Origin of the sequence: Aromatoleum toluolicum, from assembly GCF_012911005.2 — a bacterium.
Classification (GTDB): Bacteria; Pseudomonadota; Gammaproteobacteria; order Burkholderiales; family Rhodocyclaceae; genus Aromatoleum; species Aromatoleum toluolicum.
The window spans coordinates 65,834-91,247 of sequence record NZ_WTVS01000018.1 but is presented as its reverse complement, the minus strand read 5'-3'; the positions used below and the strand labels follow the sequence as shown (position 1 = coordinate 91,247).

Annotated in this window: 20 protein-coding genes; 17 read left to right on the top strand and 3 right to left on the bottom strand. The window is 67.6% G+C overall.

Annotation, left to right across the window (positions count from 1 at the left end):
• Positions 1 to 459 precede the first annotated feature (459 nt).
• From gyrB to dnaA, 3 genes are all read right to left on the bottom strand, one after another.
• The gene (gyrB, locus tag GPA27_RS10545) at positions 460 to 2,967 is read right to left on the bottom strand and encodes a DNA topoisomerase (ATP-hydrolyzing) subunit B (RefSeq protein WP_169140232.1); all 2,508 of its coding nucleotides are present in this window, start codon (positions 2,965 to 2,967) and stop codon (positions 460 to 462) included.
• A gap of 84 nt (positions 2,968 to 3,051) precedes the next feature.
• Positions 3,052 to 4,158 carry a DNA polymerase III subunit beta gene (dnaN, locus tag GPA27_RS10540; RefSeq protein WP_169140230.1) on the bottom strand — a complete coding sequence of 369 codons (1,107 nt, stop codon included), beginning with the start codon at positions 4,156 to 4,158 and terminating at the stop codon, positions 3,052 to 3,054.
• Between the two features lie 68 nt (positions 4,159 to 4,226).
• Positions 4,227 to 5,654: a chromosomal replication initiator protein DnaA gene (gene dnaA / locus GPA27_RS10535; protein ID WP_169140228.1), complete on the bottom strand. Its 1,428-nt coding sequence runs from the start codon at positions 5,652 to 5,654 to the stop codon at positions 4,227 to 4,229.
• A gap of 284 nt (positions 5,655 to 5,938) precedes the next feature.
• On the opposite strand from dnaA, the gene rpmH reads away from it, so the two are divergent.
• From rpmH to urtD, 17 genes are all read left to right on the top strand, one after another.
• The gene (rpmH, locus tag GPA27_RS10530) at positions 5,939 to 6,073 is read left to right on the top strand and encodes a 50S ribosomal protein L34 (RefSeq protein ID WP_002926183.1); all 135 of its coding nucleotides are present in this window, start codon (positions 5,939 to 5,941) and stop codon (positions 6,071 to 6,073) included.
• Between the two features lies 1 nt (position 6,074).
• Positions 6,075 to 6,434 (top strand): ribonuclease P protein component, encoded by a 360-nt coding sequence (gene rnpA / locus GPA27_RS10525; protein WP_169140226.1) that lies wholly within the window; start codon positions 6,075 to 6,077, stop codon positions 6,432 to 6,434.
• Positions 6,434 to 6,643 (top strand): membrane protein insertion efficiency factor YidD, encoded by a 210-nt coding sequence (gene yidD / locus GPA27_RS10520; protein WP_212566894.1) that lies wholly within the window; start codon positions 6,434 to 6,436, stop codon positions 6,641 to 6,643. The genes rnpA and yidD overlap by 1 nt, the downstream gene beginning before the upstream one ends.
• Positions 6,644 to 6,669: 26 nt before the next feature.
• Positions 6,670 to 8,328: a membrane protein insertase YidC gene (gene yidC / locus GPA27_RS10515; RefSeq protein WP_169140224.1), complete on the top strand. Its 1,659-nt coding sequence runs from the start codon at positions 6,670 to 6,672 to the stop codon at positions 8,326 to 8,328.
• Positions 8,300 to 9,655, top strand: coding sequence for a tRNA uridine-5-carboxymethylaminomethyl(34) synthesis GTPase MnmE (mnmE, locus tag GPA27_RS10510; protein ID WP_169140222.1), 1,356 nt, complete (start codon positions 8,300 to 8,302; stop codon positions 9,653 to 9,655). Before yidC ends, mnmE begins: the two co-directional genes overlap by 29 nt.
• A 90-nt stretch (positions 9,656 to 9,745) precedes the next feature.
• A complete protein-coding gene (locus GPA27_RS10505; RefSeq protein WP_169140220.1) occupies positions 9,746 to 10,525 on the top strand; it encodes a sulfite exporter TauE/SafE family protein in 780 nt (259 codons plus the stop codon).
• 46 nt (positions 10,526 to 10,571) lie between these two features.
• Positions 10,572 to 11,468 (top strand): polyamine aminopropyltransferase, encoded by an 897-nt coding sequence (speE, locus tag GPA27_RS10500; RefSeq protein ID WP_169140218.1) that lies wholly within the window; start codon positions 10,572 to 10,574, stop codon positions 11,466 to 11,468.
• A 26-nt stretch (positions 11,469 to 11,494) separates the two neighbouring features.
• On the top strand, positions 11,495 to 12,826 hold the full coding sequence (rsmB, locus tag GPA27_RS10495; RefSeq protein ID WP_211164924.1) for a 16S rRNA (cytosine(967)-C(5))-methyltransferase RsmB: 1,332 nt from the start codon (positions 11,495 to 11,497) through the stop codon (positions 12,824 to 12,826).
• 4 nt (positions 12,827 to 12,830) lie between these two features.
• Complete coding sequence (locus GPA27_RS10490; RefSeq protein ID WP_169140216.1) at positions 12,831 to 13,382, top strand: DUF4390 domain-containing protein; 552 nt, start codon at positions 12,831 to 12,833, stop codon at positions 13,380 to 13,382.
• A complete protein-coding gene (locus tag GPA27_RS10485; protein ID WP_169140214.1) occupies positions 13,379 to 15,493 on the top strand; it encodes a sensor histidine kinase in 2,115 nt (704 codons plus the stop codon). The genes GPA27_RS10490 and GPA27_RS10485 overlap by 4 nt, the downstream gene beginning before the upstream one ends.
• Positions 15,494 to 15,503: 10 nt before the next feature.
• Positions 15,504 to 16,748: a sigma-54-dependent transcriptional regulator gene (locus GPA27_RS10480; RefSeq protein ID WP_169140212.1), complete on the top strand. Its 1,245-nt coding sequence runs from the start codon at positions 15,504 to 15,506 to the stop codon at positions 16,746 to 16,748.
• A gap of 89 nt (positions 16,749 to 16,837) precedes the next feature.
• Positions 16,838 to 18,244, top strand: a complete 1,407-nt coding sequence (gene trkA / locus GPA27_RS10475; protein WP_169140210.1) for a Trk system potassium transporter TrkA — start codon at positions 16,838 to 16,840, stop codon at positions 18,242 to 18,244.
• Positions 18,241 to 19,707, top strand: a complete 1,467-nt coding sequence (locus tag GPA27_RS10470; protein ID WP_169140208.1) for a TrkH family potassium uptake protein — start codon at positions 18,241 to 18,243, stop codon at positions 19,705 to 19,707. Before trkA ends, GPA27_RS10470 begins: the two co-directional genes overlap by 4 nt.
• Positions 19,708 to 19,907: 200 nt before the next feature.
• Positions 19,908 to 21,161: an urea ABC transporter substrate-binding protein gene (gene urtA / locus GPA27_RS10465; protein ID WP_169140206.1), complete on the top strand. Its 1,254-nt coding sequence runs from the start codon at positions 19,908 to 19,910 to the stop codon at positions 21,159 to 21,161.
• Positions 21,162 to 21,406: 245 nt separating this feature from the next.
• Positions 21,407 to 23,017 carry an urea ABC transporter permease subunit UrtB gene (gene urtB / locus GPA27_RS10460; protein ID WP_169140204.1) on the top strand — a complete coding sequence of 537 codons (1,611 nt, stop codon included), beginning with the start codon at positions 21,407 to 21,409 and terminating at the stop codon, positions 23,015 to 23,017.
• Between the two features lie 10 nt (positions 23,018 to 23,027).
• Positions 23,028 to 24,248: an urea ABC transporter permease subunit UrtC gene (gene urtC, locus GPA27_RS10455; protein WP_169140202.1), complete on the top strand. Its 1,221-nt coding sequence runs from the start codon at positions 23,028 to 23,030 to the stop codon at positions 24,246 to 24,248.
• Complete coding sequence (urtD, locus tag GPA27_RS10450; RefSeq protein ID WP_169140200.1) at positions 24,245 to 25,099, top strand: urea ABC transporter ATP-binding protein UrtD; 855 nt, start codon at positions 24,245 to 24,247, stop codon at positions 25,097 to 25,099. Before urtC ends, urtD begins: the two co-directional genes overlap by 4 nt.
• Positions 25,100 to 25,414: the final 315 nt, after the last annotated feature.

The following is a 25,414-nucleotide window of genomic DNA, read 5'->3' as shown; positions in this document are numbered from 1 at the left end:
GCGGCTGGCCGCATGAGGCCGCCACCGCTTTCAGCGCCGCTTTGGGCTACGCCCTGCGCAGCGCTGAAAGCGAAATGAATCAACCATGCCGTGCTCACCCAATTTGCACAACTTGACACACACAACTATCTCGAAAGTTGAACGCCTGCTTTCCGATTTCAAGTTCAGAGCCTTGCAGGTTAGTTGAGGGGTGACATCGTCCGTTCGATGAAGGAGACCTGCCATACGGCGGCTTTGCGCAACACCGCCGCCGCTCAGTTGACCCTGGTGGCCGGAGCTGTGCCGAAGTCCTGACGTTCAATCCCTGTTGCGTCGTTCATTTAGGTGGAACGGTGGAACGGACCGGCCGTGGTCAGCATGGCGAAATGAAAAAAGCCCAAGCGGGCTTTTTTCATTTTCCGTGACAGTACTTTTTCATTTACTTGGCACAGTTTTCACTTTCCGTGGCACCCGACAGCATCACACGTCGATGTTCCGCGCATACAGCGCATTCCCTTCAATGAACGCCCGGCGCGGCTCCACGTCGTCGCCCATCAGCGTCGTGAAGATCTCGTCGGCGGCGATGACGTCGTCGATCTGCACGCGGAGCAGGCGGCGCACGGCGGGGTCCATGGTGGTTTCCCATAGCTGCTCGGGGTTCATCTCGCCCAGACCCTTGTAGCGCTGCTTGCTGAGGCCGCGGTCGACTTCGGCGAGCAGCCAGCGGATGGCGTCGGCGAAGCGGGTGACGGGCTGGCCCTTCTCGCCGCGGCGGATCTCGGCGCCTTCGCCGATCAGGTCGGAGATGGCGGCGGCGGCGGTGCGGATGCTGCGGTAGTCGCCGGAGACGACGAATTCCTCGTCGAGCCAGCCGAGCTTGCGGTTGCCGTGCAGCATGCGCTCGATGGCGATGCGCCAGGTTTCCGAGCCCTCGTGGTACTCGGCGCGGATCTGCACTTCGTCGGGCAGGTGCGGGCGGATGCGGTCGGCGGCGGCGGTGGTGGAGGCTTCGTCGGCGAGGCTGACTTCGATGTCGTGGGCGAGCATCGCGTGCAGCACGGCGCCGTCGATGTAGCCGGACAGGCGGTTGATGACGGCTTCGGCGAGCAGGTAGCTGCGCGCGAGGCCGCCCAGCGTCTCTTCGACGATGGGCGCGGCACCAGCGCGCGGCACGAGGGCGGCGCCGTCGAGGGCGAGCTTGAGCAGGTGCTGGTTGAGCGCCGCCTCGTCCTTGATGTACATCTCGTTCTTGCCGTGCTTGATCTTGTACAGCGGCGGCTGGGCGATGTAGATGTGGCCGCGCTCGACCAGCTCGGGCATCTGGCGGTAGAAGAAGGTCAGAAGCAGGGTGCGGATGTGGGCGCCGTCGACGTCCGCGTCGGTCATGATGATGATGCGGTGGTAGCGCAGCTTCTCTGGCTTGTAGTCGTCCTTGCCGATGCCGGTGCCGAGCGCGGTGATCATGGTGGCGATCTCCTGGCTCTGCAGCAGCTTGTCGAAGCGCGCCTTCTCGACGTTGAGGATCTTGCCCTTGAGCGGCAGGATCGCCTGGAACTTGCGGTCGCGGCCCTGCTTGGCGGAGCCGCCGGCGGAGTCACCCTCGACGAGGTAGATCTCGCACAGCGCGGGGTCCTTCTCCTGGCAGTCGGCGAGCTTGCCGGGCAGGCCGACGCCGTCGAGCAGGCCCTTGCGGCGCGTCATCTCGCGCGCCTTGCGGGCGGCGTCGCGGGCGCGCGCGGCTTCGACGATCTTGGCGCAGATGGTGCGCGCGTCGATCGGGTTTTCCTGCAGGAAGTCGGTGAGCTTGTCGGCGACGACTTCCTCGACGGCGGGGCGCGCTTCCGAGGACACCAGCTTCATCTTGGTCTGGCTGGCGAACTTCGGGTCGGGCATCTTCACCGACAGCACGCAGGCGAGGCCTTCGCGCATGTCGTCGCCGGTGATGTCGACCTTGGCCTTCTTGGCGATCTCGTGTTCTTCGATGTACTTGTTGATGACCCGCGTCATTGCCGCGCGCAGGCCGGTGAGGTGGGTGCCGCCGTCGGCCTGCGGGATGTTGTTGGTGTAGCACAGCACCTGTTCGGCGTAGGTGTCGTTCCACTGCATCGCGACTTCGACGCCCAGTTCGGCGTCGTGGCCGTGGCCGGTCGGGATGCGCGTCGTGCCTGCCGCGTAGAACACGGTTGGGTGCAGCACGGACTTGGTGCGGTTGATGTATTCGACGAAGCCCTTCACGCCGCCGGCGAAGGCGAAGTCCTCTTCCTTGCCGGTGCGCTGGTCGATGAGACGGATCTTCACGCCGTTGTTGAGGAAGGACAGCTCGCGCAGGCGCTTGGCGAGGATGTCGTAGTGGTATTCGATGGTGCCGAAGATCTCTTCGTCGGCGAGGTAGTGCACTTCGGTGCCGCGCTTGGTGGCTTCACCGATGACCTTCAGCGGGCTGACCTCGATGCCGTCGACGACGTTGATCACGCGGTCCTGCGGCACGCCGCGGTGGAATTCCATGAAGTGCTTCTTGCCGTCGCGGCGCACGATCAGGCGCAGCCACTTCGACAGCGCGTTCACGCACGACACGCCGACGCCGTGCAGGCCGCCCGACACCTTGTAGCTGTTCTGGTTGAACTTGCCGCCGGCGTGCAGCACGCACATGACGATCTCGGCCGCCGAACGCTTCGGTTCGTGCTTGTCGTCCATCTTCACGCCGACCGGGATGCCGCGGCCGTTGTCGGCCACCGAGATCGAGTTGTCGGCGTGGATCGTGATCACGATGTCGTCGCAGTGGCCGGCCAGCGCCTCGTCGATCGAGTTGTCGACGACCTCGAACACCATGTGGTGCAGGCCGGTGCCGTCGGAGGTGTCGCCGATGTACATGCCGGGACGCTTCCTCACGGCTTCCAGGCCTTCGAGCTGCTGGATGCTGGATTCGTCGTAGTCGCCGGACGGGGCGGGAACAGGGGCGGACGGAGGCAGGTTTTGCGGGTCGGACATCGTCAATCTCTATGAATCATCAAAGAACGCGCCCCGGGAGGTCCCGGGGCGTCAGAACGCGGCGGCGGCGGGCGCCGGCTCGCGTCAGATGCGCATCGGCATGACCACGTACTTGAAGCGGTCGTTGCCCGGCAGGGTCACCAGCGCGCTGGAGTTGCCGTCGTTGAAGCGCCACTCGATCTGGTCTTCGTGGGTGTTGGTGAGCACGTCGAGCAGGTAGGTGACGTTGAAGCCGATGTCGAGCGGGTCGGCGTGGTAGTCGACTTCCAGCTCTTCCTGGGCTTCTTCCTGTTCGGCGTTGGTGCTGGCGATCTTCAGCGTGCCGTCGCCGAGGACGAGGCGCACGCCGCGGAACTTGTCGTTGGTCAGGATGGCGACGCGCGACAGGGTCGCGAGCAGCGGGACGCGCTCGAAGGTGATCAGCTTCTGGTGGTTCTGCGGGATCACGCGCTCGTAGTCGGGGAACTTGCCGTCGATGAGCTTGGAGACGAGCTCGATCGGGCCGAAGCGGAACACCACCTGGTTGCCGGCGAGGACGACTTCGAGCGGGTCTTCGCTGTCGGCGAGCTGGCGTGCGAGCTCCATCACCGTCTTGCGCGGCAGGATGACCTCGGTGCGCGGCACTTCGGCCTCGAGCGGGCTGGAGGCGAAGGCGAGGCGGTGGCCGTCGGTGGCGACCATGCGCAGTTCCTTGCCGTCGGCGATCAGCAGCAGGCCGTTGAGGTAGTAGCGGATGTCCTGCTGCGCCATCGCGTAGGCGACCTGGGCGAGCTGGCGCTTGAAGCTCTTCTGGCTGATGCTGAAGCGCGTGGCATCGCCGTCGGGCAGGTTCATGCGCGGGTAGTCGGCGGCGGGCAGGGTCTGCAGCGCGAAGCGGCTGCGGCCGGCCTTGACGGTGAGGCGCTTGTCGTCGAGCGTGAGCACCACCTCGCCCGCGGAGGGCAGCGCGCGCAGGATGTCCTGCAGCTTCTTCGCCGCGACGGTGATGGACGCGTCATCGCCGCCGATGTGCCCGCCCGTGGTCGTGCGGATCTGGATCTCGATGTCGGTGGCGAGCAGCGTGAGCTGGTCGCCGTGCTTCTCGATCAGCACGTTCGACAGGATCGGCAGGGTGTGGCGCTTTTCGACGATGCCGGCGACCGACTGCAGCGGGGCGAGGAGCGCATCGCGGGTGGTGGTGAGCAGAAGCATGGCGTCAGGATCTTCCGTTTGAGGTTATTCCGTTTGTCCGGGCAGGGAAGCGGTGCTGCGGGGAGCGCTCATCCGCGCAGCACCTGCGTGAGCACGTGCACGTCGTGGTTGAGCTGCTGGTCGGCGAGGCGCAGGTCCGCGATGGTGCGGCAGGCGTGCAGCACGGTGGTGTGGTCGCGGCCGCCGAAGGCCTCGCCGATCGCCGGCAGCGACATCGGCGTGAGGTCCTTGGCGAGCCACATCGCGACCTGGCGCGGACGCGCGATGACGCGCGTGCGCTTCTTCGAGTGCATGTCGGCGACCTTGATCTTGTAGTAGTCGGCGACCGTCTTCTGGATGTGCTCGATGGTGAGCTGGCGGTTGTGCGCGTTGAGCAGGTCCTTCAGCGCGTCCTTGGCGACTTCCAGCGAGATGCCGCGGCCGTGGAAGCGCGCGAAGGCGACGACCTTGTTCAACGCGCCTTCGAGCTCGCGCACGTTGGAGCGCAGGTTCTTGGCGATGAGGAACGCGACGTCGTCGTGCAGATCGACGCGCAGCACCTCGGCCTTCTTCTGCAGGATCGCGACGCGCATCTCGAGCTCGGGCGGCTCGATCTGCACCGTGAGGCCCCAGTCGAAGCGCGAGATCAGGCGGTCTTCGAGGCCCTGGATGTCCTTGGGGTAGGTGTCGCAGGTGATGACGATCTGCTTGCGCGCCTCGGTCAGCGCGTTGAACGCGTGGAAGAACTCTTCCTGCGTGCGGTTCTTGTTGTTGAAGAATTGGATGTCGTCGATCAGCAAGAGGTCGAGCGAGCGGTAGTAGCGCTTGAAGGCGTCGAAGCTCTTCTGCTGGTAGGCGCGCACGACGTCGGCGTAGTAGTCCTCGACGTGCACATAGCGGATCACCGCGCGCGGGTTACGGCGGTACACGGCGTTGCCGATGGCGTGCACGAGGTGGGTCTTGCCGAGGCCGACGCCGCCATAGACGAACAGCGGGTTGTAGGAGGTGCCGGGGTTCTGCGCGACCTGCATCGCGGCGGCGCGCGCGAGGTCGTTGGCGCGGCCGGTGACCAGGGTGTCGAAGGTGAAGTCGGGGTTGAGGCGCGTCTTCTCGTAGGCGAGGTCGGCCGCGCTGGTGGCGGGTTCGAGTTCGGCGCGCGTGATGATGGCGGGGGCCGCGACGGGCGCCGGGGCGGCGTTCGCGGCCGCGCCGTCCGCTGCGACCGGCATGACGGGGGCGACGGCGCGCGCGACCGTGCGCGCGCTGCCCGCTTCGCCCATCAAGAGTTCGAGCAGCAGCGGGCCGCCGTGGAATTCCTCGCCGAGCTCGGCGACGCGCTTGAGGTAGCGTTCGCGCACCCACTGCATGACGAAGCGGTTGGGGGCGAACAGGCGCAGCGACGGTTCGTCGCTCGTGCCGGCCTCTGCGCGCAGCGGCTTGATCCATGTGTTGAACTGCTGCGGGGGCAGCTCACTCTCAAGGCGCGACAGGCAGAAGGACCAAAAATCTTGACTCACGGACTCGATGGTTAGGGCTTGTGACACGATTTCCAAAACACCTCGGCTCGGCTGACGGAGCGGTGAAGCGCAACGGCGGCGCGAACTCGTTTCGGGGACATCCCGACCGTCCGCGCAGCACGACGGGCCGGAATGGCCGGCGCACAGGGGCGGTCGGGAGGGGAAACGCTGGATTCTACCCCCCGGCGGAAGAGTTATCCACAGCCCGGGCCAAAAATTGTGCTTGACAAACAGGGTATTATCCAATTAAATCCGCGGTTTGACCCTTTCACTGGCCAACCGAAATGAAACGCACCTATCAGCCGTCCGTCGTCCGTCGCAAGCGCACCCATGGTTTCCTGGTCCGCATGAAGACCCGCGGCGGTCGCGCCGTCATCCGCGCTCGTCGCGCCAAGGGCCGTCATCGCCTCGCTGTCTGAGGTGAATAGCCCGTCGGGCGTTGATCAGAGATTCCTCAGCGCCTACAGATTACGAAAAACGGATGAGTATTCATCCGTTTTTGCTTTCCGGCGGGCGATCAAGGGACGCTTCTTCGTCGTTCATTATCGTCCCAACGAACTCGACACGGCACGCCTCGGCGTCGTTGTGGCGAAGAAGCTGGCGAAACGCGCCAACGTGCGCAACCTGGTGAAACGCATCGTGCGCGAACAGTTTCGCAAAATTCGTGTGGCGCTCCCTCATCACGACCTGATCGTGCGCCTGCATGCGCCCGTCAGGGATGCCACGCGCGCGATGATCAACGAAGACGTCGCGCAGCTCTTCGCGCGCCTGCGACCGTGATCAAGTCCCTGCTCCTCGGCCTGCTGCGCGTCTATCGCTACGCGATCAGCCCGATGCTGGGGCGCAACTGCCGTTTTCATCCGAGTTGTTCCGAATATGCGGCCGAGGCCGTCCAGCGCCACGGCGCCCTGAAGGGCGGGTGGCTGGCGTTCAAGCGGGTGGGTCGTTGCCACCCATTCCATCCGGGCGGGTATGATCCCGTTCCCTGACTCTTCCCAGAACATATAAGAATCCGATGGACCAGCGTCGACTGATACTTTTCCTCATCTTCTCCTTCGCCGTCATCATGCTGTGGGACGGCTGGCAGAAGCATAACCGTCCCGCCCCCGCGCCGACCGCGGCGGTGGCCGAGCAGCAGGCGCCGGGTTCGTTCGTTCCGGGCGCGGTGCCGACCCCGAGCGCGAGCATGGCCGGCGCGCCGGCGGTGCCGGAAGCGCGCGCTGCGGCGTCGAACGCCCCCCGCGTGACGGTGCGCACCGACGTGCTCGTCGCGGACGTCTCCGCCGAAGGCGGCAGCATCGTTCGCCTCGAACTGGCGCAGCACAAGTCCAAGACCGACGTGTCGCGCAACTTCGTGCTGTTCGACGACGGCGCCGAGCATCTGTATGCCGCGCAGTCGGGCCTGATCGGCGACGGCCTGCCGAGCCACAAGACGGTGTTCGCGCTGCCCGCCGGCGAGCAGGTGCTCAAGGACGGCCAGGACAGCCTGACGCTGCGTCTCGAGGCGCCGGAGCAGAACGGCGTGAAGGTCACGAAGCTAATGACCTTCCATCGCGGCAGCTACCTCGTCGATGTCGCCTACGAGATCGCCAACGGCGGCGGTGCGCCGCTCAACGCGCACGCGTATTTCCAGATGACGCGCGACGGCAAGCCGGCGGAATCGGTCGAGGGCTTCGGCGTCAGCGTGTTCACCGGCCCGGCCTTCTACAGCGAAGCCGAGAAGTTCCAGAAGGTGCAGTTCGAGGAAATCGACAACGGCAAGGCCAAGTTCGTGAAGAAGGCGAACGACGGCTGGGTGGCGCTGGTGCAGCACTACTTCGTCAGCGCGTGGCTGCCGCAGGACGGCGTCGAGCGCGAGTTCTTCGCGCGCAAGGTCGGCGAAGGGCTGTACTCGTCGGGCCTGATCATGCCGGTGGCCGCGGTCGCGCCGGGCGAGACGGGGAAGGTGTCGACGCGCCTGTATGCCGGCCCGCAGGAGCAGGACAAGCTGGAAGGCGTCGCCAAGGGCCTCGACCTGGTCGTCGACTACGGCTGGCTCACGGTGATCGCGGCGCCGCTGTTCTGGGTGCTGTCGTGGTTCCACAAGCTCACCGGCAACTGGGGCTGGGCGATCATCCTCGTCACTGTGCTGATCAAGGCGGCGTTCTTCCCGCTGTCGGCGGCGAGCTACAAGTCGATGGCCAAGATGCGCGTGCTGGGCCCGCGCATGCAGCGCCTGAAGGAGCTCTACGGCAACGACAAGGTCAAGCTGCAGCAGGAAATGATGGAGATGTACAAGCGGGAGAAGATCAACCCGCTGGGCGGCTGCCTGCCGATCCTCGTGCAGATCCCGGTGTTCATCGCGCTGTACTGGGTGCTGCTGGGCAGCGTCGAGATGCGCCATGCGCCGTGGCTGGGCTGGATCCAGGATCTGTCGTCCAAGGATCCGTACTACATCCTGCCGATCATCATGGGCGCGACGATGCTGATCCAGACCAAGCTCAACCCGACGCCGCCGGATCCGATCCAGGCGAAGGTGATGCTGGCGATGCCCATCGTGTTCACCTTCATGTTCCTGTGGTTCCCGTCGGGCCTGGTGCTGTACTGGGTCGTCAACAACACGCTGTCGATTGCCCAGCAGTGGCAGATTACGAGGATGATCGAAGGTGGAAAGTCCGGCGCGAAGCCTGCCTGATACCATCGCCGCCGTCGCGACCGCGCCCGGTCGCGGCGGGATCGGCGTGATCCGCGTGTCGGGCGCAGCGCTCGTGCCGATGGCGCGGGCGCTCACCGGCAAGACTCCCGAACCCCGCACTGCGGGGTTCGTGCGTTTTCTGGACAGCGAAGCGCGCGCGATCGACGAAGGGCTGCTGCTGTACTTCCCGGCGCCGAATTCCTTCACCGGCGAGGACGTGCTCGAGCTGCAGGGGCACGGCGGGCCGGTGGTGATGCAGATGCTGCTCGCGCGCTGCGTCGAGCTCGGCGCACGCCTGGCCGAGCCCGGCGAGTTCTCGCGCCGCGCCTTCCTCAACGGCAAGATGGACCTCGCGCAGGCGGAAGCCGTTGCGGACCTGATCGAGGCGTCGACGGTCGCCGCCGCGCGCTCGGCGCTGCGCTCGCTGTCGGGAGCGTTCTCCGACGAGATGCACCGCATCACCGACGCGCTGATCGACTTGCGCATGCTGGTCGAGGCGACGCTGGATTTCCCCGAGGAAGAGGTCGAGTTCCTCGAGAAGGCGCGCGCGCTGGAGCGCCTCGAAGGCATCCGCAGCCAGCTCGTCGATGTGCTGGAACGTGCGCGCCAGGGGGCGCTGCTGCGCACCGGCATGAACGTCGTGCTGGTCGGCCGGCCCAATGTCGGCAAGTCCAGCCTGCTGAACCGCCTCGCCGGCGAGGAGCGCGCGATCGTGACCGAGATCGCCGGCACGACGCGCGACGCGTTGCGCGAGACGATCGCGATCGAGGGCATCCCCATCCACGTCATCGATACCGCGGGCTTGCGCGAGACCGACGACCCGGTGGAGCGGATCGGGGTGGAGCGCACCTGGCGCGAGATCGGGCGCGCGGACGTGATCCTGCGCCTGGTCGATGCGCGCACCGGCGTGGGGGAGTCGGACGACGCGATCGACGCGGCGCTGCCGGCCGGCGTCGAGCGCATCACGGTGCACAACAAGATCGACCTGTGCGGGATCGCGCCGGGTTGCAGCGAGGCCGACGGCAAGGTGTCGGTTTACCTGTCGGCGCAGCGCGGCGAAGGGGTCGATCTGCTGCGCACGGAGCTGCTGCGGGTGGCGGGTTGGCATGCGCACGGCGAGGACGTCGTGCTCGCGCGCGAACGCCATCTCGTCGCGCTGCGCGCGGCGCTGGCGCACGTCGAGGCCGCTCAGGGGCAGAGCGCGGCGCTGGAACTCTTCGCCGAGGAGCTGCGCCAGGCGCAGGAGCGTATCGGCGAGATCACCGGCGAGTTCACGGCCGACGATCTGCTCGGGGTGATCTTCTCGCGCTTCTGCATCGGCAAGTGAGCGCAGCGACGGAACAATGTCCTGAGGCATCTTGCATGAGCGGGGCGGCCGCCCGGCCCGTTCGATTGTTCCACGTGAAACACGATCGCGATGGTCGACGCTGAGTGGCTCTTCGTCGCCCTCGGGGCGGCGGCGTTCTTTGCCGGGGTGGTCGACGCCGTGGTCGGCGGCGGGGGGTTGATCCAGATTCCTGCGCTGTTCTCGGCTTTCCCGAATGCGAGCCCGGCGACCCTGTTCGGGACGAACAAGCTGTCGAGCGTCGTCGGCACCACGAGCGCGGCGATCCAGTACGGACGCCGGGTCGAGATTCCGTGGCGCGTCACCCTGCCGGGGGCGCTCGCGGCCTTCGTCGGTTCGTGGTTCGGCGCCCGGACCGTGGCCTACCTGTCGCCCGAATTGTTGCGGCCGCTGGTGCTCGGCTTGTTGATCGTGGTCGCGATCTACACCTTCCCGCGCAAGGACTTCGGTACCGGCGGCAAGGTGATGCCGGCCGGGCACAGGCCGGTGGCGCTCGCGCTGCTGATCGGTGCGGTCGTGGGCTTCTATGATGGCTTCTTCGGTCCGGGGACAGGGAGCTTTCTGATCTTCCTGTTTGTCCGATTCCTCGGCATGGACTTCCTGCGCGCTTCGGTCAACGCCAAGATCCTGAACGTCGCGACCAATGTCGCCGCGATCGCGTTGTTCGCGAGCACCGTCGAATTGTTGTGGCAGGTGGCCGGGGTGATGGCCGTGTGCAACCTGTCGGGGGCGCTCGTGGGATCTCGGCTCGCGCTCAGGCACGGGGCGGGGTTCGTGCGCAGGATGTTCCTCGGCGTGCTGTGCGTGCTGATCGGTAAGATGGTGTACGACCTCGTGTTGCGCCTGCACTGACTGACGCATCGCTGTTTCACGTGAAACAGTTTCGCAAGGAGAGACCATGAGCGAGGAAGGCACGACAGCAGGACCGGCGTGCGGGCCGGCGACGCTGGTCGAAGAGCTCGACCCGCACTTCGGCTTTTTCTGCCGCGGGGCGCGCCTGCTCGAGGCGGCGGAGTCGCCCTACCAGCGCTACGAGGTGTGGGACACGCCGACCTTCGGCAAGCTCTTCCGCCTGGACGGCAGCCTGATGAGCGCCGAGCGCGACGAGTTCGTGTATCACGAGAATCTCGTGCATGTGCCGACGCTGTGCCATCCCGCGCCACGCCGTGCGCTGGTGGTCGGTGGCGGCGATGGCGGTTCGGCGCGGGAGCTGCTGCGGCATCCCGGCATCGAGCGGGTGGTCGTCGTGGAGCTCGACGCGCAGGTGATCGAGCTGGCGCGCCGCCATCTCGGGGCGATCCACCAGGGGGCGTTCGACGACCCGCGCACCGAGCTGCATCTCGGCGACGGCCTGGACTATGTGCGCGCCGCGGTCGCGGCGGGCGACGCTTTCGACCTGATCGTGCTCGACCTCACCGAGCCGGGCGAGGGGCCGGCGGCGGCGCTGTACCGCGCGCCCTTCCTCGCCGATTGCCGTGCGCTGCTGCGCGGGGAGGGCGCGCTGACGCTGCACCTGGGTGCGCCGTGGCGGCAGCCGGCGCAGCTGCGCGCGCTGGTGCAGCGCTTACGCCAGGTCTTCGTCATCGTGCGGCCGTATTTCATGTTCATCCCGCTGTACGGTGGCCTGTGGGGTCTGGCGTGCGCGTCGGATCGCGTCGATCCGCTGGCGTGGCCGGCCTCGGCGATCGACGCGGAGCTCATGCGCAGGGGGATTACTCGCCTGCGGTATTACAATGGCGAGGTCCACGCCGGGCAGTTCGCCCAGCCGAATTTTCTGCGCGAACTGCTCGAATGAGCGTTTCCGCGAGCGAGTGCCAAGTTTTGAAGAATCACAGACCGACACGATCTGCGCGCCCCGAGCGACCTTCCGCCGTACTGCCGGCCGACAGCCTCGCCTTCAGCTTCAGCTGCGCCGCGGCCCTCGTGGAGTCGGTGCTGGCCGGGGCGAACCTCACCGATGCCTTTGAAGGGATGCTCGCGCAGCATCCGGACTGGCCCGATGGGACGCGCGGCGCCGTGCGCGATCTGGCGTGGGGTACGCTGCGCGACTACGGGCGTGGCGACGCGGTGTTGCGCCGCCTGCTGCACAAGCCGCTGCCGGAGTCGATCCACGCCTTGCTGCTGGTTGCGCTGCATCGCCTCGAGTCCCGTCCGGAGCAGGCGCACACCGTCGTGAACCAGGCGGTCGAGGCGGCTGCGGCGCTGATGCCGCCGTTGAAGGGGGTGGTGAACGGGGTGCTGCGCAATCGCCAGCGCAACGCCGCCGAGCTCGATGCGGAGCTGGTCGCCGACCAGGCGGCGTACTACCGCCATCCGTCATGGTGGATCGAGCGCCTGCGCGCATCCTTCCCCGACGACTGGGAGGCGGCGCTCGCCGCGGGCAACGAACGGCCGCCGATGGGGTTGCGCGTCAATCGCCTGCGCGGCAGCGTCGACGCGTACGCGAGCGAGCTGGAGACGGCCGGATTGGGGCACCGCCGCTTGGCCAACGACGCGCTGGTGCTCGAGCGGCCGGTCGCCGTCGCGGCGCTTCCGGGTTTCGCCGCTGGCCGCGTGTCGGTGCAGGACGCCGGGGCGCAGTGGGCCGCGCGCTGGCTCGATCTCGCGGCGGGTCAGCGGGTGCTGGATGCGTGCGCCGCGCCGGGCGGCAAGTCGGCGCACATCCTCGAGACCGCGCCGGTCGAGCTGCTGTCGCTCGAACTGGACCCGGTGCGCACCCGCCGCATCGCCGACAACTTCGCGCGGCTGGGGCTGGCGGGCGAGGTGCGCACCGCCGATTGCCGCGAGCGCGCGAAATGGTGGGACGGCCGCCCGTTCGACCGCATCCTCGCGGACGTGCCGTGCTCGGCGTCCGGCGTCGCCCGCCGACACCCGGACATCAAGTGGCTGCGTCGTGCCGACGACATCGCGCGCTTCGCGGCGCAGCAGGCGGAGATCCTCGACGCGCTGTGGCCGACGCTGGCGCCGGGCGGCAGCTTGCTGTACGTGACCTGCTCGGTGTTCGACGAGGAGAACGCGCGCCAGATCGAGCGCTTCTGTGCCCGCCACGCCGATGCGCTGCGGGTGGATATCGACGGCCGGCCCGCGCGTCAGCTTCTGCCGCACGCGGACCACGACGGCTTCTACTATGCGTTGCTCGCCAAGCGTGCCTGAGCGGATGAAGCGCGCACTGGCCGCCCTCGCGCTGTGCCTGCTGATGCCGCTCGCGGCGCTGGCCGAGGGGCGTATCGATTACGCCGAGATCGTGTCGGGCGACGAGGGCTATGTCGTGAATGCCGACATCGACCTCGAACTCAATCCGCGCCTCGTGGAGGCGGTCAATCGCGGCGTGTCGCTGTACTTCAGCGCGCAGTTCGTCGTCGAGCGCGACCGCTGGTACTGGCTGGACGAGGTGGTCGCCGAGCGGGCGCTGAACTTCCGCCTCACCTACAACGCGATCGCGCGCAGCTACCGGCTGTCGGTCGGCAATTTCCACCAGAGTTTCGAGACACTGGAGGCGGCGGTGCGGACGATGCAGCGCATCCGCAACTGGCAGATCGTGCCGGTGAGCGAGCTCAAGGTGGGCACCACGTACCGCGCGGCATTGCGCTTCCAGCTCGATACCAACATGTTGCCCAAGCCCTTCCAGGTGACGGCGATCGGCAGCAGCGACTGGAACCTCGCCACCGACTGGCTGCGCTGGTCCTTCCTCGCAGGCGCCACGCCATGAAGCGCACGCTCCTCGTCGTCGTCGCGGCGATCGCCGGCATTTCGCTGTTCCTGCTGGCGTCCGCGACCTCGAACACGGATCTCTTCGCGGAGAGCTATCGCTACCTGCTCGCGATCAACGGGGCGATCGTCGTCGCGCTGCTCGGGCTCGTCGCCTTCCAGTTGCGCCGCCTGTGGCGCGAGTACCGCACGCGCCAGTTCGGCTCGCGCCTGAAGTACCGCCTGATGCTGATGTTCGCGCTGATGGCGCTGCTCCCGGGCGTCGTGGTGTATGCCGTGTCGCTGCAGTTCGTGGTGCGCAGTATCGAGTCGTGGTTCGACGTGCGCGTCGATTCGGCGCTCGAGGGCGGCATCGCGCTGGGGCAGAATGCGCTCGACTACCTCACCAGCCAGGTGAGCGACAAGGCACGCGACATGGCGCTCGACCTCGAGGGGGTCGAGCCGGTGCCGCCGACGCTGCTCAACCGCCTGCGCGAACAGGCGGGCGTCGCCAGCGCGACCGTGATCGGGCCTTCGGGGCAGATCGTCGCGACGGTCTCGGACGGCCTCGGCGGACTCTTTCCCGAGCTGCCCAGCACCGCGCAGCTGCGCGAGGCGCGCCAGACGCAGCGCTACCACGTGGTCGACAGCCGCGCGGGCGCGGGGCTGACGATACGCGTGGTGGTGCCCATCCCGTCGCGCACGCTCAACATGGATACCCATTACCTGCAGCTGATGCAGGCGGTGCCGGAGTCTTTCGTGCGCAACGCGGAGGCGGTGCAGGAGGCCTATCGCGAGTACCAGCAGCTGACCCTCGGTCGCGCGGGGCTGAACCGCATCTACACGCTGACGCTGACGCTGACTCTGCTGGTCGCGCTGCTCGCGGCGGTCGCGGTGGCCTTCGTGCTGTCGCGGCGCCTCGTGGCGCCGCTGCTGATCCTCGCGGAGGGCACGCAGGCGGTGGCGCAGGGCGACTTCAGCCCGCGCCAGGCGCTGCCGGCGCGCGACGAGCTGGGCGTGCTGACGCAGTCCTTCAACCGCATGACGCGCCAGCTCGTGGAGGCGCGCGATCTCGCCGAACGCAGCCGCGCCGCGGTGGAATCCTCGCGCGCCTACCTCGAGAGCGTGCTCGCGAACCTGTCGACGGGCGTGCTCGCGTTCGCCGCGGATGGCAAGCTGCGGGCGGCCAACGCCGGCGCGATGGCGATCCTGCAGGACGAGCTGGAGGGCTACGAGGAGCTCACGCTGGCGCAGTGGCCGAAGCACCACGGCTTTCGCGATGCGCTGGTGAAGGGCTTCGCCGACAACGCCGGCGACTGGCACGAGGAGCTGGAGCTGGTGTCCCAGGAAGGGGCGACGCAGACGCTGCTGATCCACGGTGCGCGCCTGCCGCAGGCCTCGGGCGGCGGCCTGGTGGTGGTGTTCGACGACATTTCGCGCCTGATCGCCGCGCAGCGCACCGCGGCGTGGGCGGAGGTAGCGCGCCGGCTGGCGCACGAGATCAAGAATCCCCTCACGCCGATCCAGCTTTCGGCCGAGCGGCTCGCGTACAAGCTCGCGGACCGGCTCGACGACGAGGGGCGGGAGGTGCTCGAACGGGCGACGCGCACGATCGTGAATCAGGTCGAGGCGATGAAAAACATGGTGAACGATTTCCGGGATTATGCGAAGCTCCCGAGTCCGGTGCTCGGTCGCCTCGACCTCAACGCGCTGGTCGGCGAGGTGCTGAACCTGTATGAGAGTTCGCCGGTGATGATCCGCGCCGAGCTGGGGCGCAACCTGCCGCCGGTGGCGGGCGACGCGAGCCAGATCCGGCAGGTGATCCACAACCTGCTGCAGAATGCGGAGGACGCGCTCGCGGGGCAGGATGGCGGCGTGGTCACGCTGACGACGCGCCTCGAAGGCGACCGCGTGGCGCTGCAGCTGCGCGACAACGGGCCGGGCTTTCCGGCGCAGCTGCTGACGCGCGCGTTCGAACCGTACTTCACGACCAAGAGCCGCGGGACGGGGCTGGGGCTGGCGATGGTCAAGAAGATCATCGACGAACATGGTGGCGAGGTTCGCCTGTTGAACGGCGAAACCGGCGGGGCCGAGGTGCGCATCCGCCTGCGCCTCGCTTCCGCGGAAATGTGATTAGTGACAGATGGCAAACATACTTATCGTTGACGACGAAGTCGGAATCCGCGAACTGCTGTCGGAGATCCTGCGCGATGAAGGCCACGACGTGGCGCTGGCGGAGAACGCCGCCGCGGCGCGCGCGGTGCGCAATGCGCGGCGACCGGACCTCGTGCTGCTGGACATCTGGATGCCCGATACCGATGGCATTACGCTGCTGAAGGAGTGGTCGGCCAACGGCCAGCTCAACATGCCGGTCGTGATGATGTCGGGACACGGCACGATCGACACCGCGGTCGAGGCGACGCGCATCGGCGCGATCGACTATCTGGAGAAGCCGATCGGCCTGCAGAAGCTGCTGTCGGCCGTGAAGCGCGGCCTGCAGCGCCCGGCCGCTCCCGGTGCGCCGGCGCCGCTGACGCTCGCGGCCTTCACGCGCTCGGCGCCGCTGCGCGAACTGGCGCGGCTGGTGCAGCAGGTGGTGGTCAATTCGCGCGTGCTGCTGCTGCGCGTGGGGCAGGGCAGCATCGCGGAGCTCGCAGCGCGCAGCGTGCAGCCGAAGGCGGCGCCGTGGCTGGATCTCGCCGCCGTGTCGGCAGCGCTGGACGTGAACCAGCTGCAGGCCTGCCAGGGCGGCGTACTGTTCGTCGGCGAACTCGCGCGCCTGTCGCGCACGCAGCAGAAGAACCTCGCGTTCGCGCTGGAACGGCTGGAGCGCTACGACCTGCGCCTGGTGGTGGCGACCGACCACACGCTGGAGTCGCTGGTGCGCGAGGGCTGGGAGGAGTCGCTTGCGGTGCGCCTGTTCGAGGTGAGCCTGGCGCCGCCCTCGCTCGCGGACGTGCGCGACGACCTGCCGGAGATCGCCGCGCAACTGCTGTTGCACCTCGTGGAGGCGGGCGAGGTGCCGCGCCGCCACTTCTCGACGGCGGCGCTGAACGCGTTGCGCGCGCAGACCTGGCCGGGCGGCTATGCGGAGCTGCGCGCGGCGGTGAAGTCGCTGGCGCTGGGGACGCTGGACGAGGAGATCGCGCTGACCGACGTGCGCCGGCTGCTGATCCCGTCCAACGAGGGTGCGGTCGCGGTATCGCTCGACCAGCCGCTGCGCGAGGCGCGCGAGGCCTTCGAGCGCCTGTACTTCGAACACCACCTGCGCCTCGAAGGCAGCAACATGACGCGGCTGGCGGAGAAGAGCGGCCTCGAGCGCACGCACCTGTACCGCAAGCTCAAGCAGCTCGGCCTGCACGGCAGCCGGCGCACCGAGGAGACGTGAGGGATTGAGGCGGTCGCACAACAGTCGCGCTGCGCAGGCCGGCCGCTCGCGTAGAATCTGGCTTCCATAACGTTCGGGGCGTCTTTCAGGTGAAGATCATCATCCTCGGGGCGGGCCAGGTCGGCGCGTCGGTGGCGGAAAACCTCGTCTCCGAAGCCAACGACATCACCCTGATCGACACCAGTGCCGAGCATCTGGAGGTGCTGCGCAACCGCCTGGAGCTCCGCACGGTGATCGGCAACGCCGCGTCGCCGTCGGTGCTGCGCGAGGCCGGGGCGGACGACGCCGACCTGCTGATCGCGGTGACGCAGTCCGACCAGACCAACCTGTGCGCGTGTCGCGTCGCGAAGACGCTGTTCAACCTGCCCACGCGCGTTGCGCGGCTGCGTTCGAGCGACTTCGTCGATCACCCGGAACTGCTCGACGACGACAACTTCGCGGTCGATTTCTCGATCTGCCCGGAGCAGATCGTCACGGATTACATCAAGCGCCTGGTGGCCTTTCCCGAGGCGCTGCAGGTCATGGAGTTCGCCGGCGGGGTGCTGAGCCTGATCTGCGTGCGTGCCTTCGAGGGCGGGCCGCTGGTGGGGCATCCGCTGAAGGCGCTGCGCTACCACATGCCCAACGTCGAGGTGCGCATCGCGGCGATCTACCGCGGCGACGGCGAGGCGATCATCCCCGAGGGCGACACGATGATCCTGGCCGGCGACGAGGTGTTCTGCCTCGCCGCGACGGTGCATATCCGCCAGGTGATGCGCGAGATCCGGCGCGAGGACCGGCCGATCCGGCGCATCATCATCGCCGGCGGCGGCAACATCGGCCTGCGCCTGGCGCGCGGCATCGAGGAGGATCACAACGTCAAGGTCATCGAGGTCGACCGCCGGCGCGCGGAGTTCCTCGCCAGCCAGTTGCACCGCGCGCTGGTGTTGCGCGGCGACTCGACCGACGAGAAGCTGCTCGAGAACGAGGGCATCGACGAGGCCGACATGTTCCTCGCGCTGACCAACGACGACGAGGACAACATCATGTCCGCGTCGCTCGCCAAGCGCATGGGGGCGCATCGCACGCTGGCGCTGATCAACCGCCGCAGCTACGTCGATCTGGTGCAGGGGGGGCCGATCGACATCGCGATCTCGCCGGCGCAGACGTCGATCGGCTCGCTGCTGCAGCATGTGCGCCAGGGTGATGTGGTTGCCGTGCACAGCCTGCGCCGCGGTGCCGCGGAGGCGCTGGAGATCATCGCCCACGGCACGCGCAAGGACTCCAAGGTGGTCGGCCGCGCGATCGCGGACATCGCGCTGCCCACGGGCGCGACCATCGGTGCGATCGTGCGCGACGAGTTGCGGCCCGACGGCAAGGTCGCGCGCCGGCTGGTGGTGATGCCGCATCACGACACGGTCGTCGAGAGCGGCGACCACGTGATCGTGTTCTGCACGCACAAGAAGCTCGTGCGCCAGGTCGAGAAGCTGTTCCAGGTGAGCTTCGGCTTCCTATGAGGTGGCGCGGAGATTCCCACCCGGTGCTCAACGCACTGGGCCTGATCGTGATGTTGTTCGCCGTGCTGATGCTGTTCCCGCTTGCGGTGTCGTGGTTCGTCGGCGACGGCGCGACGGTCGCGTTCGACCACGCGGTGCTCATCACGCTGGCGGCGGGCCTGCTGATGTGGCTGCCGACGCGCGGGCGCAAGCGCGACCTGCACACGCGCGACGGTTTCCTGCTGGTGGCGCTGACGTGGATCGTGATGCCGGTGTTCGGCGCGCTGCCGCTGCTCGACTTCATTCCCGACCTGTCGGTGACCGACGCGTACTTCGAGGCGGTGTCGGGCCTCACCGCGACCGGCGGCACGGTGCTGGTGGGGCTGGAGCACCTGCCGGTGTCGATCAACCTGTGGCGCACCTTCATGCACTGGATCGGTGGCATGGGCGTCATCGTGCTGGTGGTCGCGATCCTGCCGCTGCTGGGCATCGGCGGGCGGCAGCTGATGAAGGTCGAGGTGCCGACGCCGATGAAGGAGCAGAGCCTCACGCCGCGCATCGCCGAGACCGCGAAGGGCCTGTGGATGACCTACTGCCTGCTCACCGTGGCCTGCGCGCTGAGCCTGTGGATCGCCGGGCTGGACGTCTGGGAGGCGATCATCCATACCTTCAGCGTCGTCGGGCTGGGGGGCTTTTCGAGCAAGGACGCCTCGCTCGGCCACTTCGGGAACGTGTCGGTCGACATGATCGTGATCGTGTTCGCGCTGCTGTCGGGCCTGAACTTCGCGACGCATTACCTGGCACTGGCCAGGCGCAGCCTCAGGCCCTACCTGGCGGACCCCGAGCTGCCGTTTTATTTCGCGACGCTCGCGCTGAGCATCGTCGTGCTCACGGTTTACCTGATGCAGTTCGGCGCCCACCCGGACTTCCTCAGCACGCTGCGCTACGTCGCCTTCCACGTCGTGTCGATCTCGACCTCGCTTGGGCTGGCGACCTACGACTACACGCTGTGGCCGATGTTCGCGCAGATCTGGGTGCTGTTCCTCGGCAGCTTCATCGCCTGCTCCGGTTCGGCCGGCGGCGGCATCAAGATGATGCGCGCGATGATCCTGTACAAGCAGGTGTTCCGCGAGATCGTGCGCTCGCTGCACCCGCAGGCGGTGCATCCGGTGCGCATCCGCAGGCAGCCGGTGTCGGACGACATCCTGCACGCGGTGCTGGGCTTCAGCTTCATGTACATGGTGACCATCGTGTCGCTGACGCTGCTGCTCACCGCGACCGGGCTGGACATCATCACCGCATTCTCGGGCGTGGTCGCCTGTCTCAACAACACCGGCCCGGGCCTCGGCGCGCTCGGCCCGGCGTCGAACTACCAGGGGCTGACCGACTTCCAGACCTGGGTGCTCTCCTTCACGATGATCCTCGGGCGCTTGGAGATCTTCACGCTGCTCGTCGTGCTGACGCCGGTGTTCTGGCGGCGCTGAGCGGCGCACCGGGCTGGTGCCTTGGGTTGATGCAGTGCGTCACGACGGGGCGGGGCAGCGCTCCGGCCGTCGGTGCGGCGCGCCGGTCTTGAAGGCAAGTCGTTGAAAAGTATCGGCTTGTAGTATCTGGCATATCCCTTGCCATGGAACTGGAGACAACGCACAAGCGTTGCACCAATTTCCATCAGGGGGATCCGTCGATGAAGCGTCGCAATTTCGTCCAGGCACTGGCTCTTTCCGCATCGATCGCCGCGATCGGGCTGCCCGTCGGCGCTCATGCCGCCGATACGATCAAGGTCGGCGTGTTGCATTCGCTGTCGGGCACGATGGCGATCTCCGAGACCGCGCTGAAGAACGTGGCGCTGATGACGATCGAGGAGATCAACGCGGCCGGCGGCGTGATGGGCAAGAAGCTCGAGCCGGTGGTCGTCGATCCGGCGTCGAACTGGCCGCTGTTCGCCGAGAAGGCGCGCCAGCTGATTTCCCAGGACAAGGTCGCCGCGGTGTTCGGCTGCTGGACCTCGGTCTCGCGCAAGTCGGTGAACCCGGTGTTCAAGGAGCTCAACGGCCTGCTGTTCTACCCGGTGCAGTACGAGGGTGAGGAGCTCGAGAAGAACGTCTTCTACACCGGCGCCGCGCCCAACCAGCAGGCGATCCCCGCCGTGGAATACCTGATGAGTGCCGAAGGCGGCGGCGCGAAGCGCTTCGTGCTGCTGGGCACCGACTACGTCTATCCGCGCACGACGAACAAGATCCTGCGCGCCTTCCTGAAGAGCAAGGGCGTGGCCGAGGCCGACATCATGGAGGACTACACCCCCTTCGGCCATTCGGACTACCAGACGATCATCGCGAAGATCAAGAAGTTCGCCGCCGAGGGCAAGAAGACCGCGGTGATCTCGACGATCAACGGCGACTCGAACGTGCCCTTCTACAAGGAGCTCGGCAACGCCGGCCTGAAGGCGACCGACGTGCCGGTGGTGGCGTTCTCGGTCGGCGAGGAGGAGCTGCGCGGCGTCGATACCAAGCCGCTGGTCGGCCACCTCGCGGCGTGGAACTACTTCATGACGCTGAAGAACCCCGAGAACGATGCGTTCGCGAAGAAGTACAAGGAATGGGCGAAGAAGAACGGCGTGCCCAACGCGGACACCGTGGTCACCAACGACCCGATGGAGGCAACCTATGTCGGCATCTACATGTGGAAGCAGGCTGTCGAGAAGGCCAAGTCGACCGAGACCGACAAGGTCATCGCGGCGCTCGGCGGGCAGACCTTCAAGGCGCCCTCGGGCTTCACGCTGACCATGGACAAGACCAACCACCACCTGCACAAGCCGGTGTACATCGGCGAAGTGCGCGGCGACGGCCAGTTCGACGTGGTGTGGAAGACCAAGGAGCCGATCCGCGCCCAGCCGTGGAGCCCGTTCATTGCCGGCAACGAGGGCAAGCAGAAGCTTTAAGCGCCGTCCCCCGGCGGCACCGCGCCGCAGGGAACGACGGCGACCGTGACAAACAGGAAGGGGGATGGAGGAGACATCCGGGCCGGCGGCTAGCCCGGCCCGGGGGCGGACGTTCCGCCTGCTGCAAAGCGAGCCATCACTCCTCGTGTCACTTTTGGGGCCGGTCGCGGCCGGCCCCGTTTTCTTCGAATTCTGCGGATGACGACGCCCGGCAGCGCGCGGGGCGTCCGGGGACCAAGGACATCATGCGACTGCCTCTGCCACGACTGCTGTGCGCCTGCGCGCTGGTGCTGGCGTTCCTCGTCGCGCCGGCGCGCGCCGCGCTCGACGAGGCGAGCTTGGCGGGTCTCGCGGGCGATTTCCAGAGCCGGCTCGACACGATCGAGGCGCTCGGCGTCGCGGGCGGCGAGGACGCGCGCCGCGTGCTCGATGCGCTCGAAGCGGGCGCGCTGGGCGTCGCCGGCGGCCGCGCCGTGATCGTGCAGGGCGAGTCCGTCGTCGCCGCGGCGAACGGCGAGGCCCTGGCGCTCGCGGCGAGCGCGGTGGAAACCCTCACCGTGAATAATCGCGTGCGCCGCGCACTCGGCACGGCGCGGGCCGCGCTGGCGCTTGCCTCGGCCGATCGCGGCGAGCGTCTCGCGGCCGCGCGCACGCTGGCCGACAATGCCGGGCAATCGCTGCTACCGCTGTTCGAGCGCGCCCTGGCGAACGAAGCCGACGACGAGATCCGCGGCGTGCTCGCGCGTGCGGCGGCGCGCGTGAACCTCTCGTCCGCCGACCCGGCGCAGCGCCTGAAGGCGGCGCGGGCGCTGGGCGAGTCCTCCGATCCCGCGGTGAAGGCCCTGCTCGCGGCGCTGCTGGAGAAGCAGGGCGACGTGTGGGTCGAACCGAACGGCGAAGTGCGCGCCGCCGCCGACATGGCGATCCACGCGATCGACCGCCGCATCGCCACCGCCGAGACCGTCGGCACGCTGTTCTCGGGCCTGTCGCTGGGCTCGATCCTGCTGCTCGCGGCGCTCGGGTTGGCGATCACCTATGGCGTCATGGGCGTGATCAACATGGCGCACGGCGAGCTGCTGATGGTCGGCGCGTACGCGACCTTCCTCGTGCAGGGGCTGTTCCGCAGCTACCTGCCGGCCTACGTGGACTGGTACGTCGCGGCGGCGATTCCCGCTGCCTTCCTCGCCGCCGCGCTGGTCGGCGTCGCGATGGAGCGCCTCGTTCTGCGCCACCTCTACGGCCGGCCGCTGGAGAGCCTGCTCGCGACCTGGGGGCTGTCGCTGGTGCTGATCCAGGGCGCGCGCGTCGTATTCGGCCCGCAGAACGTCGAGCTCGCGAACCCGGCGTGGATGTCGGGCGGCATCGAGCTCGCAGCGGGCGTCGTGCTGCCGTGGAACCGCATCGTGATCGTCGGCTTCGCGGTGTTCGTGCTGTTGCTCATCTGGTTGATGATGCAGAAGACGCGCCTCGGGATGTTCGTGCGCGCGGTGACGCAGAACCGCGCGATGGCGGGTTGCGTCGGCGTGCCCACCGCGCGCGTCGATACGCTCGCGTTCGCGATCGGCTCGGGGGTGGCGGGCCTCGGCGGGCTCGCGCTGTCGCAGATCGCCAACGTCGGCCCGGCGATGGGTTCAGGCTACATCGTCGATGCCTTCATGGTGGTCGTGCTGGGCGGCGTCGGCCAGCTCGCCGGCGCGGTGTGGGCGGCGCTGGGGCTCGGGATCGTCGCGAAGTTCCTCGAAGGCTGGGCCGGCGCGGTGATCGCGAAGATCTTGGTGCTGGTGTTCATCATCGTGTTCATCCAGAAACGGCCGCAGGGCATCTTCGCCCTCAAGGGCCGCTTCGCGGACAGCTGAGGTCTTGCCGATGCGCACCCCATTGACGCTACGAATCCTGCACAGCACCCCGCGCGCGGGCTGGATCGCGCTGGCGGTCTTCGCCGCGATTACCTGGATTGCCGTGCCGGTCGCGCACGCGGTGCTGGCGGAGGCCCACCCGCTGCACCTGTCGGCCTACAGCGTGAGCCTGCTCGGCAAGATCCTGTGCTACATGGTCGTCGCCGTCGCAATGGACCTGATCTGGGGCTACGCGGGCATCCTCAGCCTCGGCCACGGCCTCTTCTTCGCGCTCGGCGGCTACGCCTTCGGCATGTACCTGATGCGCCAGATCGGCCGCGACGGCAGCTACCAGAGCGATCTGCCGGACTTCATGGTGTTCCTCGACTGGAAGGAGCTGCCCTGGTACTGGGCGGGCTCCGACTCCTTCCTGGGGACGCTGTTGCTGGTCGGCGCGGTGCCGGGACTGGTCGCTTTCGCGTTCGGCTGGTTCGCGTTCCGCTCGCGCATCAAGGGGGTGTATTTCTCGATCATCACGCAGGCGCTGACCTACGCCGCGATGCTGCTGTTCTTCCGCAACGAGACCGGCTTCGGCGGCAACAACGGCTTCACCGACTTCAAGCGCATCCTCGGCTACAGCATCACCTCGCCGGAGATGCGCGCGACGTTGTTCGCGCTGTCGGCGGCGCTCCTGATGGCCTGCCTCGTGCTCGGCCGCTACCTCGTCACGTCGCGCTTCGGCCGCGTGCTCGCGGCGATCCGCGACGCCGAGAGCCGCGTGATGTTCATCGGCTACAACCCGCTGCACTACAAGCTCTTCATGTGGACGCTGTCGGCGGTGCTGTGCGGGCTGGCCGGCGCGCTGTACGTGCCGCAAGTGGGCATCATCAACCCGTCCGAGATGAGCCCCGCGAACTCGATCGAGATCGCCGTGTGGGTCGCCGTCGGCGGGCGCGGCACGCTCGTCGGTGCGGTGCTCGGCGCCGGGATCGTGAACCTCGCGAAGAGCTGGTTCACGATGTCCTTTCCGGAGTACTGGCCGTTCTTCCTCGGTTTCCTGTTCATCGCGGTGACGCTGTACCTGCCCGATGGCGTCGTCGGCCTGTGGCGCCGGCTGCGTGCGCGGCCGGCCGCGGCGCCCGATGCGCCACCGGTCCCCACTGTGCATCGCGACGCCCGGCCAGTATCCGCCGCGAGGTCGTCGGCGAAGGATCCGGCCGAGCTTCCCGCCGTCAAGGGAGCCGAGGCATGAGCGTCGTCACCGATTTCGAGCGCTCCGCGATGGAGAGCGAGGACCAGCGCGAGAACTGGAGCGGCAACGCCTCGACCAGCCACGTCGTCGAGCCGGGGGCGCTGGACCTGTCGCACAACGTGATCCTCTATCTCGAGGACATCACGGTGAGCTTCGACGGCTTCCGCGCACTGAACCAGCTGAGCCTTGCGATCGATGCCGGCGAGCTGCGCTGCATCATCGGGCCCAACGGCGCCGGCAAGACGACGATGATGGACGTCATCACCGGCAAGACGCGGCCCGATTCGGGCAAGGCGTTTTTCGGCCAGACGATCGACCTGACGCGCCTGACCGAGCCGCAGATCGCGCACGCGGGCATCGGGCGCAAGTTCCAGAAACCGACGATCTTCGAGCAGCACACGGCGTTCGAGAACCTGGAGCTGGCGATGAAGGCCGACAAGCGCGTGCGCCGGACGCTGTTCGCGCAGCTCTTCGACGACGACCGTGACCGCATCGCGGCGGTGCTGACGCAGATCCGCCTCGACCGCGAGGCGGACCGCCCGGCGGGGCTGTTGTCGCATGGCCAGAAGCAGTGGCTGGAGATCGGCATGTTGCTGATGCAGGAGCCGAAGCTCTTGCTGCTGGACGAGCCGGTAGCGGGCATGACGGACGATGAGACGGAGCGCACGGCGGAGTTGTTCGTGAGTCTCGCCGGCAAGCATTCGCTGGTCGTCGTGGAGCACGACATGGCGTTCGTGGAGGCGCTGGGCGGGAAGGTGACGGTGTTGTGCGAGGGATCGGTGCTCGCGGAAGGGGATCTCGCGGAGGTGCAGGAGGACCCGCGCGTGATCGAGGTGTATCTGGGCCGCTGAGAAAGAAAGAATGAAGCGGTCTTCGATAACGAACACCGCAAGCCGGACATAGGGGGTGTTCCCGGAGCGGCGAGGACTGTCTGAGCGGAGGCGCGGAAGCGCGCCGTCCCGCGAGTTCCGCAGCCGCGGAGGGAATACCCCCTGTGGCCGGCGGTTAGCAGCAAGACCCGATCGCTCGCGGAATTTGGGGCGATTGTGAAAGCGGTGCTGGGAGGTCGGGGGAGTAATCGCCGGATGTGGCGGGTATTTGCTCCAGGGCTGCGGAACTCGCGCAGCAGCGCGCTTCCGCGCTTGCGCTCAGACAGTCCTCGCCCT